Source organism: Pseudomonas retamae (assembly GCF_043496865.1).
Lineage (GTDB): Bacteria > Pseudomonadota > Gammaproteobacteria > Pseudomonadales > Pseudomonadaceae > Aquipseudomonas > Aquipseudomonas retamae.
Genome location: NZ_JBIEIL010000004.1, coordinates 600,564 through 616,552, shown reverse-complemented (window position 1 = coordinate 616,552; position 15,989 = coordinate 600,564). Strand labels below are relative to the sequence as shown.

Below are 15,989 nucleotides of genomic sequence, written 5' to 3'. Positions count from 1 at the left end.
CGAACCCCCGCTCACATATTTGTTTCAAAACTTGACTGAATTTCCTCTCCAATGCGATATTGATAGTTAGCAAACTAACAGTGTCCGTTTCCCGTGTCCGATTCCCTCGATAATCTCCAGATGAACATCAGCAGCGCCATGGTGGTGGCCGCGCGGCATTGGCGGAAAATCTGCCAGACCACGCTGGTGAACTATGGAATTTCCGAAGCCTGCGCCGTTCCATTGTTGATGATCGGGCGTCTTGGCGAAGGTGTGCGCCAGGTTCAGGTGGCTCAGGCCGCCGGCATGGAGAGCCCGTCGCTGGTGCGCCTGCTCGATCAGCTGTGTCAGTCCGGTTACGTCTGCCGTACCGAAGATGCCCAGGATCGCCGCGCCAAATGCCTGAGCCTGACCGACCGCGGTCGTGAGCTGGTGCAAGCGGTGGAGGTTGAGCTGGTGCGCTTGCGCCACAAGGTGCTCGAAGGCATCGAGCGCAGCGATCTGGAAGCTACGCTTCGGGTACTCAGGGCTTTTGAGGCGGCCAGTCCGCCTGTGGTGGTCAATTCTTGAACGGTTTTTTCACTGGCATTCCGCCGGCCCGGGACTGGTTCTACGGGGTCCGTACCTTTGCAGCGTCGATGATTGCGCTGTACATCGCCCTGCTCATGCAGATGCCGCGGCCGTATTGGGCGATGGCCACGGTGTATATCGTCTCCAGCCCGTTCCTCGGCCCGACCAGTTCCAAGGCCTTATACCGTGCAATCGGCACCTTTCTCGGCGCTACGGCAGCGGTGCTGTTTGTACCGATGTTCGTGCAGAGCCCGTACGTACTGGTGGTGGTAATTGCGCTGTGGACCGGGATCCTGCTGTTCATGTCCTTGCACCTGCGCACCGCCAACAGCTACGCGTTGATGCTCGCCGGCTATACCTTGCCGCTGATCGCCCTGCCGGTGGTCGATAACCCGCTGGCGGTATGGGATGTGGCGGAAGCGCGGACCGAAGAGATTTTTCTCGGCATTGCTGTCGCGGCCGTTGTCGGTGCGATGTTCTGGCCACGTCGCCTGGCACCGGTGTTCAACGATGCGGTGGGCAAGTGGTTTGCCGACGCCACCACCTACAGCCAGAAGTTTCTCAGCCGCGATGTGCAGCCTGAGGAAGTTGCGGCTCTGCGCATGGCCATGGTTGCTAGTTTCAACAGTCTTGAACTGATGATCGGCCAGTTGCCCCACGAAGGCGCGCGTCCGCAGACCGTGCGCAACACCAAGGAACTGCGCGGGCGGATGATCCACCTGCTGCCGGTGATCGATGCGCTGGAAGATTCGCTGTATGCCCTCGAGCGGCGCACCCCGGAACTGGTCGAACAATTCCAGCCGCTGCTGATGGCAACTCGCGAATGGCTGAGCCATGCAGATGCTGACCTCGGTCGCTGGCAAGCGCTGAAAGATCAGCTCGACGCTTTACAGCCGAGCGCTGAGGCGCTGGAGGATCGCAAACAGTTGCTGTTTTCCAACGCGCTGTATCGTCTCGGTGAATTCATCGATCTGTGGCAGGACTGTCGCAGTCTGCAGGATGCGATTCTGTGCGAACGCCAGGACAGCTGGCGTGCGGTTTATCGCCACTGGCGCCTCGGCCGGTTGACGCCGTTTATCGACCGTGGGCTGATGCTGTATTCGGTGGCTTCGACCATTCTGGCGATCATTGTTGCATCGGTGTTGTGGATCCTGCTCGGCTGGCCGGACGGCGGCAGCGCGGTGATTCTGGCGGCGGTCGCGTGCAGTTTCTTCGCCTCGATGGATGACCCGGCACCGCAGATTTACCGGTTTTTTTTCTGGACCGGCATGTCGGTGCTGTTCGCCAGCCTTTATCTGTTTCTGATCCTGCCCAACCTGCATGACTTCCCGATGCTGGTGCTGGCGTTTTCGGTGCCGTTCATCTGCGTCGGCACGCTGACCGTGCAGCCGCGTTTTTATCTGGGGATGCTGCTGACGCTGGTCAACACCTCGTCGTTCATCAGCATTCAAGGCGCTTACGATGCCGACTTTTTCGCCTTCGTGAACTCCAATCTGGCAGGGCCGATTGGCCTGCTGTTCGCGTTCATCTGGACCTTGGTGGCGCGGCCGTTCGGCGCGGAACTGGCGGCCAAGCGTCTGACTCGTTTCAGCTGGAAGGACATCGTCCGCATGACCGAGCCGGCCAGCCTCGCCGAGCACCGGCAATTGGGCGTGCAACTGCTTGATCGGCTGATGCAGCATTTGCCGCGTCTGGCCCTGACCGGCCAAGACACCGGCATCGCCATGCGCGAAGTACGCGTGGGGCTGAACATGCTCGATTTGTTGGCCTACACCCCGCGCGTCAGCGGTGCGCCGAAGGCCTTGCTGCAGCAAGTGGTCAGCGAGGTCGGCGAGTATTTTCGCGCCTGCCTCAAGGCTGGCGAACGCCTGCCAGCGCCGAGCGGTCTGCTGATGACCCTCGACCGTACCCGGCGTGCGCTCAACGGCCAGGGTGACGATGAAACCCGTCTGCATCTGCTGCACGCCCTGAGCGGGTTGCGTCTGGCCTTGCTGCCCGGCGTCGAATTCGTCTCCAGCGCCGAGCCCGAAGAACCGCTGCCTGATGGAGCGCCCCTATGATCGGTGACCTGGACATCAGCGGCATTTTTCTGCCGACGCTGCTGGTCTTGATGGGCATCACTTACGTGTTGTTTTTGCTGGTGCATGGCGTGCTGCAACGCCTGCACTTTTACCGTCTGGTCTGGCACCGGGCATTGTTCAACGTGGCGCTCTATGCCGTGCTGCTGTACGGCGTGGACTCACTCAGTCGATACCTGATGACATGAAAAAACCGTTTCTGACTATTGGTCGCGTGGTCCTGACCCTGCTGATCGTGACGTTCGCCGTGGTCCTCGTCTGGCGCATGGTGATGTATTACATGTTTGCGCCGTGGACGCGCGACGGCCACATCCGCGCCGACATCATCCAGATCGCCCCGGATGTCTCCGGGCTGATCCAGCAGGTGGAAGTGAAGGACAACCAGTTGATCAAGCGCGGCCAGGTGTTGTTCAGCATCGACCAGGACCGTTTCAAACTGGCCCTGCGTCAGGCCAAGGCCGCCGTTGCTGATCGCGAAGAAACCCTCGCCCAGGCGCAGCGTGAAGCCAAGCGTAACCGTGGCTTGGGTAATCTGGTGCCGGCCGAGCAACTGGAAGAAAGCCAGTCGCGCGTAGCCCGTGCGCAATCGGCGCTGGCCGAAGCGTTGGTGGCGGTGGACAGCGCGCAGCTCAACCTCGACCGTTCGGTGATCCGCAGCCCGGTCGACGGCTACGTCAATGACCGCGCGCCGCGTCCGCAGGAATTTGTCACCGCCGGGCGTCCGGTGTTATCGGTGGTCGACAGCAACTCCTTCCACATCGACGGCTACTTCGAAGAAACCAAACTCGACGGCATACACGTTGGTCAGTCGGTGGATATCCGCGTGATCGGCGACCGCGCCAGACTGCGCGGCCACGTCGAAAGCATCGTTGCCGGCATCGAAGACCGCGACCGCACCAGCGGCAGCAACCTGTTGCCCAACGTCAACCCGGCGTTCAGCTGGGTGCGCCTGGCGCAGCGGATCCCGGTGCGTATCGCCTTTGATGAGGTGCCGGCGGATTTCCGCATGATCGCCGGCCGCACGGCCACGGTGTCGATCATTGAGGATGATCAACCGCGGGAGCCTGCGCAATGAACAGAGCGCTGATCATCGCCGGGCTCGGCCTGATGCTGTCGGCGTGTCAGATGGTCGGGCCGGATTATCAGGTGCCTGACGACGCGGCGATTCAGCGCAAGGACATTCAGGGCGAACTGGCGGTGGCCGGCAAACCGGTGGTGTCCGCGCCGGTACCGGCGGACTGGTGGCGGCTGTATCAGGATCCGCGTCTGGATCAACTGGTGCAGCAGGCCATGGCTTCCAACACCGATTTACGGGTGGCGGCGGCTAATCTGCAGCGCGCGCGAGCGCAGGTCGATGAAGCCGAAGCGGCGGGCGGCTGGAGCGGCGGAGTAAAAATGGGCGCCCAGCGTTTGCAGGAATCCGGACAGGCATTTTTGCTGCCGGAAAAAGTGCCGGTAGCCAACATTGCCGATATCGGCATCAGCGCCTCGTACCAGTTCGACCTGTGGGGCACGCTGCAACGCGGCATCGAAGCGGCGAAAGCCAATGCCGATGCGACTCAGGCTGCCGCCGATACCGCGCGCATCACTTTGGTGGCTGACGTTGTGCGCGCGTACACCCAGGTCTGTGCCGCCAACGAAGAGCGCGAGATCGCTCAGCATTCCCTCGACCTGCAATCGCAAAGCACGTCGTTGATCCAGCGTCTGCGTGATGCCGGGCGTGGCGACGAGACCCAGGTCACCCGTTCGCAAACCCAATTCAAGTCTCTTCGCGCCGACCTGCCGCGCTACGAAGCGGCGCGTCAGGCCGGGTTGTTCCGGCTGTCGATGCTGCTGGCCAAACCGGTCGACCAGTTGCCCGCCGGCACCGCCAGTTGCGCCGAACTGCCGAAAATCGCCCAGTTGCTGCCAGTTGGTGATGGCGCCGCATTGCTCAAGCGGCGCCCGGATATCCGTCAGGCCGAACGGCGTCTGGCCGCGGCCACGGCCGGGATCGGCATCGCCACTGGTGAGTTGTACCCGGACATCAGCATCGGCGCGACCATCGGCACGGTCGGCATCATCGATGACCTCGGTGATCCGTCGACCAACCGCTGGGGCTTTGGCCCGTCGCTGAACTGGAAAGTGCCGACCAACGGCGCCCGCGCGCGCATCCGCGAAGCCGAAGCCAATACCCAGGGCGCACTGGCGCATTTCGATGGCGTGGTGCTCAACGCTATCCGCGAAACCCAGACCGGTCTGGCCCAGTACAGTGCGCTGCTGCAACGCCGCGACGCATTGGCCGAGGCCGAGCAGTCGGCAAAACTGGCTGCCGAGCAGACGCATCGCTTTTTCCAGGCCGGCCGCGAGTCGTTCCTCGCCGACCTGCAAGCGACCCGCACCTACACCGATGTAACGGCGCAACTGGCCGCCGCCAACACGCAAGTCGCCATGAGCCAGATCGATTTGTTCCTCGCCCTGGGCGGCGGCTGGGAAAGCGGACGAACGCACGCTTCAAGTCCCGGCAAACCCTGAGGCCATTGCTATGCTTTGAAGTGTTGGAGGCGCGCCCCGTACAAAGCGCGCCTTCTGCACGCATCGCTGGCGCTGGTCCGGGGGAAACCAATAATGAAAAACCCTTATGCTCTGGGCTTCTGGTGCGCCTTGATAGCGCTGGTGCTGCTATCGGCCACCTATTTCTACGGCATCATGCTGGCCCACCAGATCGACACGGCCATGATCTTCCTCGACAGCGCCGTGGCGCTGATCGCGGTCATGGCGATCGTCGTGGTCGCGTGGGCCTCGGTTCAGGTGCAGCGGGTCAAGAAACGCCAACTGGAACAAGGCAAGGTCCTGGTGCTGATCTGGGACACCAAAGTCGCCCTGCGCCGGGTCGAAACCGTGTTCGACCGGTATTTCTGGGGCAGCTACTGGCAGCCCGGGCGCACCTTCGCCGAAGTCATGGGCGAACTCACCGGCACCCCGCTGGAAAAAAGCCTCGAAGCCCTGAAAAAGCAGTGCCTGGAACTCGACAAGCAGATCGCCGACGAGGGCTGGCATTGGTTGAACAACGCCCGCGAACTGTCCGACGTCGCCACCGCCATGGCCCGTGAACGCTATCAGCTGGATTTCTGCGACCCGCGCGCCGAGGGGCCGGAGGGGGCGGTGATCGACCGCGACTTTGAAGTGCTGGTTTACACCTGGACGGCGCGGCTGAAGAGCTTTGATCATCAACTCGATGAGATCGAGGCCGAGTATTCCTGATCTGTTGTGAACTCACGGGCCCCTTCGCGAGCAGGCTCGCTCCCACAGGTTCAGCGCTGGCCTTGTGGGAGCGAGCCTGCTCGCGAAGGCGGCCTGCAAAACACCGAAACTCTTACAGCCTGTCAGCGGTCAATTCCCCCCATGGACACTCTTTAACCTTTAAACATTGGGCCCGGACCCGCGCCCGGTGCTAATCTCCACCGCTGAATTCAGCGCAGTCGAGCCGCGACCCGGTCACGGGTTCAGGGAAGACGACCACACTCACAGCCACGGAAATCGATCAGGTCATTCATGAATAAATCAGCAGGCGTGCTTCTTGGAATTGTTGTTGCCATCGGCGCGATCAGCGCGGGCGGGGCCTGGTACACCGGGACCAAGATCGAGGGCGTATTGAACAACGCCGTCAGCAATGCCAACAAAGAGCTGCAGACCGCCATGGCCGGCTCCAACGGCACGGCGTCGCTGGAGCTGGTGTCGCTGGAGCGCCACACCTTCACCAGCACCGCGCACTATCGCCTCAAAGGCGAGGGCGAGATGTTCGGCGATGCGCCGGTCGAGCTGCTGTTCGTCGACCACATCGAACACGGCCCGCTGCCATTTTCGCGTCTGGTGTCGTTGAAGTGGCTGCCGGTCATGGCCACCAGCAACTACGAGCTGGAAAAGAGCCCGACCACGGAAAAATGGTTCGCCGCGACCAAGGGCGCCGCACCGCTCAAAGGTGTGACCAACATCGGCTATGACGAATCGACCACCAGCACGCTGGATCTGGTGCCATTCGAGACCGCGCTGGATGCCCAGTCGAACCTGAAATTTTCCGGCCTGAGCATGGACATCTCCGCCAGCGCCCAAGCGCAGAAGGTCAAGGCGGATGGCTACATGGACAACCTGAAACTGGTCACCGTGGCCGAAGACCAGACGCCGGTGCAGGTCGAAATCAACGGCCTGACCCTGGCCAGCAATCTGGCCAAGAGCAGCTACGGCTACTACACCGGGGAAAACACCCTGGAAGTGACCAGCAGCAAAACTACCTTCGGTGCGCAACCGATGGTGCTGGGTGTGAAGAACTTCGAAATGAAGAACCGCACCGAAGAAAACGCCAGCAATGCTTCCGGCCGTGCTGACTACAAGATTGGCGAAGTGACGCTCAACGACAAGAAAGTCGGTTCGGCGGCGATGGCCATGAGCCTGAAGAACCTCGACATTCCGTCGACAATGTCCCTGATGCAGATCTACCAGACCAAGCTGCAGCCTTATGAAAAAGCCGCCGCCGAAGCGGCCGCTCAAGGTTTGCCGGCACCAGAGCTGAACCTCACCGAAGCAGAAAATGCGCAAGTCAAAGCCGACCTGCAGAAACTGCTGGCCGCTGGCCCTCAACTGGCGCTGGAAAACCTCTCGTTCAACACCGCCAACGGCGAAAGCCGCGCCAACCTGGTCATCGACCTGACCAAGCCGCAGTCGATGGATCTGCCGCCGGACCAACTCGGCAAGCAACTGATCGCATTGCTCGACCTGAATATCCAGGTGTCAAAACCGATGCTTGTCGATCTGCTCAGCGTGCAGGCGCAACTCGATGGCCAGACCGATGCCAAAGCCATTGTCGACCAGTCCAAGGAAGCGGCTGACATGTTTGCCGGCATGGCGGTCGGTTCGCAACTCGCAGTGGTCGATGGCACCAACGTTGTGACCAAGCTGCACTACGCGGCCAATCAGGTGGAGTTCAACGGCCAGAAAATGACCGTCGAGCAGTTCGTCGGCTTCCTGATGAGCAAGTTCGCTGGCGTCACGCAAGTGCAGTGATTCAGCGGCATTAATAGAAACGCCCGGCCTCTGTCACCCACAGACGCCGGGCGTTTTGCTGTCTGGCGTTCGGGTTTTTTCGCGCTCCCGGTCGGGCTGCTGCGAGGATTCTGAACAATTATTGCGTTGCGAAAACTGGTCTACGCTTGCGTGCAACACTGCCTGACTAAGCGTGGCCTCTGGACGTTGCAATCGGCCACCGTTACGAATGGGCAAAGAGGGGCATCGCGACCCGGCTGGCCATGTAAGGATGCTGACGAATGCCGCGTATTGATGGTTTTGTATTACATCGTGGTTTACGCCCTTTGTTTCGAGTCGCGCTGTGCAGCCAGTTGCTCTGGCCGGCCTTCGCGTTCGCCGACACAGCCTACGATCAGATGGTGCGCGATGCGCGCGTGGGGCACTACACGCCTGCGCTGACGGTTCTGCGCCAGGTCCCGCCGGGCCAAGCGAGTACCGGGCAGATCAGCGACCATTTGCAAATCGCCAGTTGGGCCGGATTTGATGCCGAAGTGGTGCAGGTCTACGAGGCCCAGGGCGGCGACCGCGTGCTGCCGGTGCAGGCGCTGACGGCCACCGCGCGCGCCTACCGCAACCTCAAGCGCTGGGATAAAGCCACTGAGGTCTACAACAAGGCCTTGGCCGTGGAGCCGGATAACGCTGACCTGCAACTGGGTCTGGCCCTGACTCAGGCGGATGCCGGCAAACCCGATGAAGCGGTGACCCGCGCCAAAGCGCTGGTCGCGGCCAAGCCCGATGATCCTGCGCGGCGTCTGGCGCTGGGCTATGCCTTGACCCGCGCTGGCAAGCAATACGACGCGTTGTTCGAATACGATCAGGCATTTATCCGCGCCGGCAGCAAACCGGAAGTCGCCCGTGAATACGTGGTTGCGCTGCAAAAGGCGCGCTTGCCGGAGCCGGCGCTGCGTCTGGCCAGGCAGCGTCCGGGGCTGATCGATCCGGTGACCCTGCGCCGCCTCGAAGGCGATCTGGCCGCCGAGCGCGTGCGCCTCGCCGAGTTCGCCACGCGCAGCGAAAAAGAACGCTACGTCATCGCTGACCGCGCACTGGCCGATTACGACCAGTTGCTCGCCACCTGGACACCAGACGCCACGGCTCACGACGACGTGATCCGCTGGCGCATCGACCGCATGGGTGCGCTCAAGGCGCGGGCACGCACGGCTGAGGTCATCAGCGAATACCAAAAGCTGCAAGACGAAGGCGTGAAGATTCCGACCTACGCGTTGCGCTGGGTCGCGGCGTCCTATCTGGATCAGCGTCAGCCGGAAATCGCCACCGACCTGTATCGCCAGGTGCTCTCGGCACCGGACGCCGATAGTGGTAATCGCCTCGAAGACACCACGGCACTGTATTACTCGTTGCTGGAAAGCGACCGCGCCGACGAAGCGCGCAAGGTCGCCGAAGACCTCGCCAAATCACAGCGCCCGCGTGTTGAGCTCAAAGGCCTGCCGATCGGCAACCCCAACGATGAGTGGATGGACGCCCAGCAACTGGCGGCACAGGCCGGCACTTACAGCGCCGATCTGCCCCACGGTGAGGAGCGCCTGCAAACGCTGGTCGATCAGGCACCGGGCAATGTCGGTTTGCGTCTGGCCCAGGCCGATCTGTACCTGGCCCGGCAATGGCCGCGCCGCGCGGAAAACCAGCTCAAGGAAACCGAAAGTATTGCGCCACGCGACCTGGGGCTGGAAGTGGCGCAGGCGCGCACTGCCATGGAATTGCAGGAATGGCGGCAGAACGATGCGCTGGTCGACGACGTGGTGGCGCGGAACCCGGACAACCGCCAGGTACAGCGTCTGGCCCGTGAACGCGAAGTTCACGACATGGCCGAGCTGCGCGTCGAAGCCTACGGCGGCAAGGCCAATGGCGGCGGCAGTGGCGATGCCGGCGCGGTCAGTGGCAGCCGCGATTTTGGCATCCAGAGTACTCTGTACAGCCCGCCGATCAATGAAGACTGGCGGGTATTCGCCGGCCTCGGTTATGCCACTGGCGATTTCGCCGAAGGCACCGGCCATCATCGCTTTCAGCGTGTCGGTCTGGAGCGGCGCAGCCGTGACATGACCCTTGAAGCCGAAGTCTCCAATCATGACTACGGTTTCGGCGACAAGCAGGGCGCACGGCTGGCGCTGGCCCGCGACATCAACGATCACTGGCAGTACGGCGGCAGCCTCGAATACCTGTCGGCGGAGACGCCTTTGCGCGCGCTCAACAGCGATATCAAGGCCAATGGCGGCAGCGCGTTCCTGCGCTGGCGCGCCAACGAAAGCCGCGAGTGGCGCCTGTCAGTCAGCCCGTCGCACTTCAGCGATGGCAACAACCGTGTCGAAGCCTTGCTGACCGGTCGCGAGGGCGTCTATACCGCGCCGAACCTGCAGGTCGATGCCGGTCTGGAAGTCGGTAGTAGCCACAACTCGAAATCCGATGACGTGCCGTATTTCAACCCGAAATCCGACTTCAGTGTGATGCCGCTGGTCAACGTCAATCACGTCCTCTATCACCGCTACGAAACAGCCTGGAGCCAGCAGTTCCAGGCCGGCGCGGGGACCTACAGTCAGCGTGATCACGGCACCGGCGGCATGGCGTTGCTCGGCTACGGCCAACGTTATGCGTGGAACGATGTGTTCGAGGTTGGCGGCCTGTTCAGTGTGATCAACCGGCCCTACGACGGAGATCGAGAAACCGATCTGCGCCTGCTCGTCGACCTGACTTTGCGCTTCTAGAAGAGTTTGAACATGCCTTTTATCTCGCGTTTGATCCTTCTGCTGGGAGCGCTGCTGATCAGTGCCTGCGCCCAGCAAGCCCCGGCCTTCGCGCCACCCTCCGAGCGCCCGGTGGTTGCCAGTGAACAGCCATGGCCGAAAAACCATTTCCTCGGCATCGCCTATCACGATGTCGAAGATCGTGATCCCGATCAGGCCGTCGTGGCGGTGCGCACCGAGCGCATGATCGAACAACTGGCGTGGCTGCGCGAAAACGGCTACCAGCCAGTGACGGTCGACCAGATCATGGCTGCACGCAAGGGCGGGCCGCAGCTGCCGGCGAAAGCCGTACTGCTGAGCTTCGACGACGGTTATGCGAGCTTCTACACCCGCGTACTGCCGGTGCTGCGCGCGTACAACTGGCACGCGCTGCTGGCGCCGGTCGGCACTTGGGTCGACACGCCGCTCAATCAACCGGTGGATTTCGCCGGCACGCCGCGGGCGCGCTCCGACTTCCTGACCTGGGATCAGGTGCGCGAGATCTCGCAATCCGGTCTGGTGGAAATCGCCGCGCACACCGACGCCAACCACAAGGGCATCCTCGCCAATCCGCAAGGCAACCTGCAGCCTGCCGCGGCGACCCGAGGTTACGACCCGGTCACCAAGCGCTATGAGTCCGAAGCTGATTTCCGCGCACGGATTCGCACCGACGTGGGCGATATTTCCGAGAAGATCCGCAAGGTCACCGGCAAGAAACCGCGGGTCTGGGTCTGGCCGTATGGCGCGGCGGACGGCACGTCACTGACGGTGGTCGGCGAGGAGGGCTATGACATGGCCCTGACCCTGGACGACGGCCTCGACGCCCTCGACAACCTGATGAGCAGCCCGCGTTTCCTCGTCGCCTCTGACCCGGACGGCGAGCATTTCGCCAACAGCGTGGTCGGTGTGCAGGCGCAGCAGGCCATGCGCGTGGTGCATGTCGATCTGGACAACGTCTACGACCCGGACCCGGCGCAGCAGGACATCAATCTCGGCAAACTGGTGCAGCGCATGGCCGATCTGGGCGCCAACACGGTGTTTCTGCAAGCCTTCGCCGATCCCAAGGGCGATGGTCTGGTGCACTCGCTGTACTTCCCCAATCGCCACTTGCCGGTACGCGCCGATCTGTTCGACCGTGTCGCTTGGCAGTTGCGCACCCGGGCTCACGTAAAAGTCTACGCGTGGATGCCGGTGCTCAGCTTCGCGCTGGACCCGAAACTGCCGCGCGTGACCCGTTGGGATCCGAAAACCGCGACCACGTCGGTGGATCCGGATCAGTACAAACGCCTGTCACCGTTCGATCCCGAAGTGCGGCGCATCATCGGTGAAATCTACGAGGACGTGGCGCGACTGACCTCGGTCGATGGCATTCTCTACCACGATGACGCGGTGCTTTCGGACTTCGAAGACGCCGGTCCGCAAGCGCTGAAAGCCTACGCCGCTCAGGGTTTGCCGGAGTCGATTGCCGCGCTGCGCGAGGATCCTGCGGCGATGCAACGCTGGACTCGTTTCAAGAGCCGCTACCTCATCGATTTCACCAACGAGCTGACCGCCAAGGTCCGCGCCATTCGCGGTCCGCAAGTGCTGACTGCGCGCAACATTTTTGCCGAGCCGATGCTCAATCCCGACAGCGAAGCCTGGTTCGCACAGAACCTCGATGATTTCCTTGCGACCTACGACTGGACCGCGCCGATGGCCATGCCGCTGATGGAAAAACAGACCCAGGCAGAGTCGGGCCCCTGGCTGGAAAGATTGGTCGCCACCGTCAGCAAACGTCCCGGCGCGCTGAACCGCACCGTTTTCGAATTGCAGGCCCGGGACTGGACCAAGAAGGACCAGGCCGACATCGACGCTGCACAGCTGGCCGACTGGATGGGCCGTCTCAAGCGTCAGGGGGCGACCAGCTTCGGTTATTACCCGGACAACTTTCTCGACAACCTGCCGGACCTGAAAACCGTACGGCCTGCGCTCTCCAACAAGTGGAATCCCTGAGATGCTGGATAGACTGTTAGCCCTGCTGGTTCTGGCGCTCGTCCTCGGCGTGCCGCTGGGCCTGATCTTCCTGGTCACCGGGCAGTTCCTGATGGACTTCGTGTTCTTCTACCCGCTGTTCATGTCCGGCCTGTGGATTGCCGGTGGCCTGTATTTCTGGCTGCACTGGGAGCGCCACTGGCCATGGAAAGACGACACCTTGCCGCCGCCGCTGGCAGGCGAGCCGCTGATCTCGATCCTGATCCCTTGCTACAACGAAGGTGATAACGCCGCCGACACGATTCACGCGGCGCTGGCCCAGCATTATCCGAACATCGAAGTCATCGCGATCAACGACGGTTCCAAGGACAACACCGCTGAAGTGCTCGATGCGTTGGCCAAGGAAGATCCACGCCTGCGCGTGCTGCATCTGGCGGAGAACCAGGGCAAAGCCGTGGCCCTGCGCATGGGCGCCATTGCCGCGCGCAGCGAGTATCTGGTGTGCATTGACGGCGACGCGCTGTTGGCGCCGAACACCGCGGCCTATCTGGTCGCGCCGATGCTGGATAACGCCCGCCTTGGAGCAGTGACCGGCAACCCACGGATTCGCACGCGATCGACGCTGGTCGGGCGGGTTCAGGTCGGCGAGTTCTCGTCGATTATCGGCCTGATCAAACGCACGCAACGGGTGTTCGGGCGAATCTTCACCGTGTCCGGGGTGATTGTCGCGTTCCGCCGCACGGCGCTGAATCGGGTCGGCTACTGGAGCCCGAACATGATCACCGAAGACATCGACATCAGCTGGAAGCTGCAACTCGATCACTGGAGCATTTTCTACGAGCCACGCGCGCTGTGCTGGATCCTGATGCCGGAAACCCTCGGCGGCCTGTGGAAGCAGCGCTTGCGCTGGGCCCAGGGCGGCGCCGAAGTGCTGTTCAAGAACATTCGCGGCATCTGGCAGTACCGCCATCGTTACCTGTGGCCGCTGCTGTTCGAATATTGCCTGTCGACGGGTTGGGCCTTCACCTTCCTGCTCTCGGTGATTTTCTGGGGCGTGGGCAAGTTCGTGGTCCTGCCCGAAGCGATCGCTGTGCATCACTTGATGCCGCCGGCGTTTACCGGGCTGCTGCTGGCGTTCGTCTGCCTGGTGCAATTCGCCGTCAGCATCGTCATCGACCGCCGCTACGAGCCGGGTTTGGGCAAGACCATGTTCTGGGTGGTCTGGTACCCGATCGCGTTCTGGTTCGTCAGCCTGCTGACCACGCTGGTCAGTTTCCCCAAAGTCTTGTTCGGCCAACATCAGCAACGTGCGCGCTGGGTCAGTCCTGACCGGGGCATCAAACCGCTCGGCGACGACGAAGAGGAGGTCATCAAATGAAAATCATCCGGACCCGCCAGCGCCCCGTTCTGCTGGTGATCGATGTGCTGATCACGCTGGTGGCGTGGATCGGCCTGTTGTTCCTGCTGATTCGCGGCCTCTGGCCGTTGGTCGAAACCCACGCCGGCGGGCCGCGCATCGACAACTCGGCATTCGATGCGCTGGGCACTTTGCAGATCTATTTGTGGGTGGCGTTGGTCAACGCGGTGGTGCTGATTGGCTGGGCGCGTTATCAGCAACGTAAAAGCCGCAGCTTCGCTCAGCGTCGTCTGCCCTCGCCAGTGATCGATGACCAAGGGCTGAGCAAAAGCTTCAAACTGTGCGATGAGCGCTTGCAGAAACTGCGCATGCCGGGGGTGATGACCATTCACAACGATCAGGACGGCGACATCAGCCACGTGGAAACGCATTTCAGGCCAGTCCAGCCAGCGGAGCTGCCGCCACCGCTGGCGCCGCTGGAGCATCCGCGGGTGATTTTTCTGCATGCCGAGGATGACGACCAGCGCGAGACCCTGATCCGTTAACCAAATCTGATCGTTCCCACGCTCCGCGTGGGAATGCCTCCAGGGACGCTCCGCGTCCAGTGACGCGGAGCGTCACGGGCTGCATTCCCACGCGGAGCGTGGGAACGATCAGTTCGCGAGAGACGATCGGTGCAGCTAATCGCGAATCAGCTTCCACGCTTCGGCCATCGATAGCGGCTGTTTCATCCGCTCGGCAAGCAGCGCAATCGCCCGTTGCCTGTCGCACGCCACCGCCGCGACCACGACGCCGTTTTTGGCGAACAGGCCAATGAACGGGGGCTTCTCCGGTTCGCCATCGAACTCGACCTCATCCCACGCGTCGGCGTGCCCGAGATAGTCGTAGTTCTTGCCAAAGTGATAAGTCCAGAAATACGGCACATCCAGGTAATGCTCATCGCCTCCGAGCATGTTGGCGGCAGCGATGCGTGCGTGTTGTTGCGCCAGGCGCCAGTGTTCGATGCGTTGCGGCTGGCCATTCAACGGGAACGTGGCGATATCACCGACGGCCCATAACCCCTCGCTCACACGCATGCCGCCATCGACGCGCAACGATTGGTCGTCTTCCCTGGGCAATGACGCGAACGCTTCGGTGGCCGGGTGCACACCGATCCCTGCCAGCACCAGATCCGCCGCGAGGCGCAGGCCGTTGTCCAGCAGCACCGCCTCGACCTTGTCTTCGCCAAGAATTTCCGTGGCCTCATGCCCAGTGATGAACTTCACCCCATTCTCTTCATGCAAGGCGCGAATCGCCTTGCCGACGGCTTCGCCGAATTGCTTGGCAAAGGGCGTCGCATGGCGGGCCAGCACCGTGACGTCGAGGCCATGCTGACGCAGCGCCGAAGCGCATTCGAGGGCGATGAAACTGTCGCCGATGATCACCGCGCGCTGATCCGCTTGAGCGGCGCCGATGATCTGTTCGGCCTGGGCTTTCGAGCGCAGCACGAAGACATTCGCCAGATCGGCGCCGGGCAGCTTCAGCGGCTTGGGTGCGCCGCCGGTGGCGAGTACTGCAGCGTCGTAGCGCAGAACGCCGCCGTTGCTCAGATGAAGGGTCTTGCCCGGTGCGTCGAGTGCGCTGACTTCGCCTTGCACCCGTTCAATGCGCTGCGCTTGATAGAACGCCTCATCTCGCAGGGGCGGAACTTCTTTCGGCGACATCTCGCCGGCGAGGACAAATTTGCTCAGCACCGTGCGCTCATAGCCGGCATCCGCGTCGCCGTCGACCAGTACAATGCGTCCGCCAAAACCTTTCTCCCGCAGCGCAGCCGCGCAAGCGGTACCCGCCGCACCGGCGCCGACCACGACAAACGTTCGCGGATCGTCGGCCGGCGGCGTATGCGGATCGGGCAGCGGCTGGTCATCGACCCAGATCTCATCGCCGCGCAATTCCAGCGGATAACGCTTGAGACTGTCGAGTGACGGCGGCTCGCACAACGCGCCATCCTCGGCGCGGTACGCGGCTTTATGCCAAGGGCAGATCAACCGCCCATGGCACAGCGCGCCTTCGGCCAACGGCGCACCGGCATGCGGACACAGCCCCTGAAACGCGCGCAATTGGCCGTTGGCACGCAACAGCACGATCTTGCAGTCGCCGATCTCCACTTGCAGGCCTCGATCTTGTGGAACATCAGCGAAACGGGCGACACGGTGCAGGGGCATGGTGGTTTCCTCACAGGCGTTTTTCTTGTGA

General features: G+C 62.2%; 12 protein-coding genes. 11 read left to right on the top strand and 1 reads right to left on the bottom strand.

The annotated features are described in order from the left end of the window. Positions 1 to 120 precede the first annotated feature (120 nt). The 11 genes from ACGSLL_RS11585 (at position 121) to pgaD (ending at position 14,299) form a co-directional block, all read left to right on the top strand. Positions 121 to 549, top strand: coding sequence for a MarR family winged helix-turn-helix transcriptional regulator (locus ACGSLL_RS11585; protein WP_394505924.1), 429 nt, complete (start codon positions 121 to 123; stop codon positions 547 to 549). Beyond that, positions 546 to 2,609: an FUSC family protein gene (locus ACGSLL_RS11580; protein WP_394505865.1), complete on the top strand. Its 2,064-nt coding sequence runs from the start codon at positions 546 to 548 to the stop codon at positions 2,607 to 2,609. Before ACGSLL_RS11585 ends, ACGSLL_RS11580 begins: the two co-directional genes overlap by 4 nt. Further along, positions 2,606 to 2,815, top strand: coding sequence for a DUF1656 domain-containing protein (locus ACGSLL_RS11575; protein WP_016772264.1), 210 nt, complete (start codon positions 2,606 to 2,608; stop codon positions 2,813 to 2,815). Before ACGSLL_RS11580 ends, ACGSLL_RS11575 begins: the two co-directional genes overlap by 4 nt. Beyond that, complete coding sequence (locus ACGSLL_RS11570; RefSeq protein ID WP_394505862.1) at positions 2,812 to 3,702, top strand: efflux RND transporter periplasmic adaptor subunit; 891 nt, start codon at positions 2,812 to 2,814, stop codon at positions 3,700 to 3,702. The genes ACGSLL_RS11575 and ACGSLL_RS11570 overlap by 4 nt, the downstream gene beginning before the upstream one ends. Further along, entirely contained in the window at positions 3,699 to 5,141 is a 1,443-nt protein-coding gene (locus ACGSLL_RS11565) for an efflux transporter outer membrane subunit (RefSeq protein WP_394505860.1), read from the top strand. Before ACGSLL_RS11570 ends, ACGSLL_RS11565 begins: the two co-directional genes overlap by 4 nt. A 93-nt stretch (positions 5,142 to 5,234) precedes the next feature. Then, entirely contained in the window at positions 5,235 to 5,870 is a 636-nt protein-coding gene (locus ACGSLL_RS11560) for an NADH:ubiquinone oxidoreductase subunit N (RefSeq protein WP_093095998.1), read from the top strand. 291 nt (positions 5,871 to 6,161) lie between these two features. Continuing rightward, positions 6,162 to 7,667: a YdgA family protein gene (locus tag ACGSLL_RS11555; protein ID WP_394505858.1), complete on the top strand. Its 1,506-nt coding sequence runs from the start codon at positions 6,162 to 6,164 to the stop codon at positions 7,665 to 7,667. A gap of 260 nt (positions 7,668 to 7,927) precedes the next feature. Next, on the top strand, positions 7,928 to 10,408 hold the full coding sequence (gene pgaA / locus ACGSLL_RS11550) for a poly-beta-1,6 N-acetyl-D-glucosamine export porin PgaA (RefSeq protein ID WP_394505856.1): 2,481 nt from the start codon (positions 7,928 to 7,930) through the stop codon (positions 10,406 to 10,408). A gap of 12 nt (positions 10,409 to 10,420) precedes the next feature. Then, on the top strand, positions 10,421 to 12,418 hold the full coding sequence (gene pgaB / locus ACGSLL_RS11545; protein ID WP_394505854.1) for a poly-beta-1,6-N-acetyl-D-glucosamine N-deacetylase PgaB: 1,998 nt from the start codon (positions 10,421 to 10,423) through the stop codon (positions 12,416 to 12,418). Position 12,419: 1 nt separating this feature from the next. Continuing rightward, on the top strand, positions 12,420 to 13,775 hold the full coding sequence (gene pgaC / locus ACGSLL_RS11540; RefSeq protein ID WP_258450962.1) for a poly-beta-1,6-N-acetyl-D-glucosamine synthase: 1,356 nt from the start codon (positions 12,420 to 12,422) through the stop codon (positions 13,773 to 13,775). Beyond that, a complete protein-coding gene (gene pgaD / locus ACGSLL_RS11535; protein WP_394505851.1) occupies positions 13,772 to 14,299 on the top strand; it encodes a poly-beta-1,6-N-acetyl-D-glucosamine biosynthesis protein PgaD in 528 nt (175 codons plus the stop codon). Before pgaC ends, pgaD begins: the two co-directional genes overlap by 4 nt. Positions 14,300 to 14,434: 135 nt before the next feature. Here the strand turns inward: pgaD and ACGSLL_RS11530 are convergent, their stop codons facing one another. Further along, entirely contained in the window at positions 14,435 to 15,958 is a 1,524-nt protein-coding gene (locus ACGSLL_RS11530) for an FAD-dependent oxidoreductase (RefSeq protein WP_394505848.1), read from the bottom strand. Between the last annotated feature and the right edge of the window lie 31 nt (positions 15,959 to 15,989).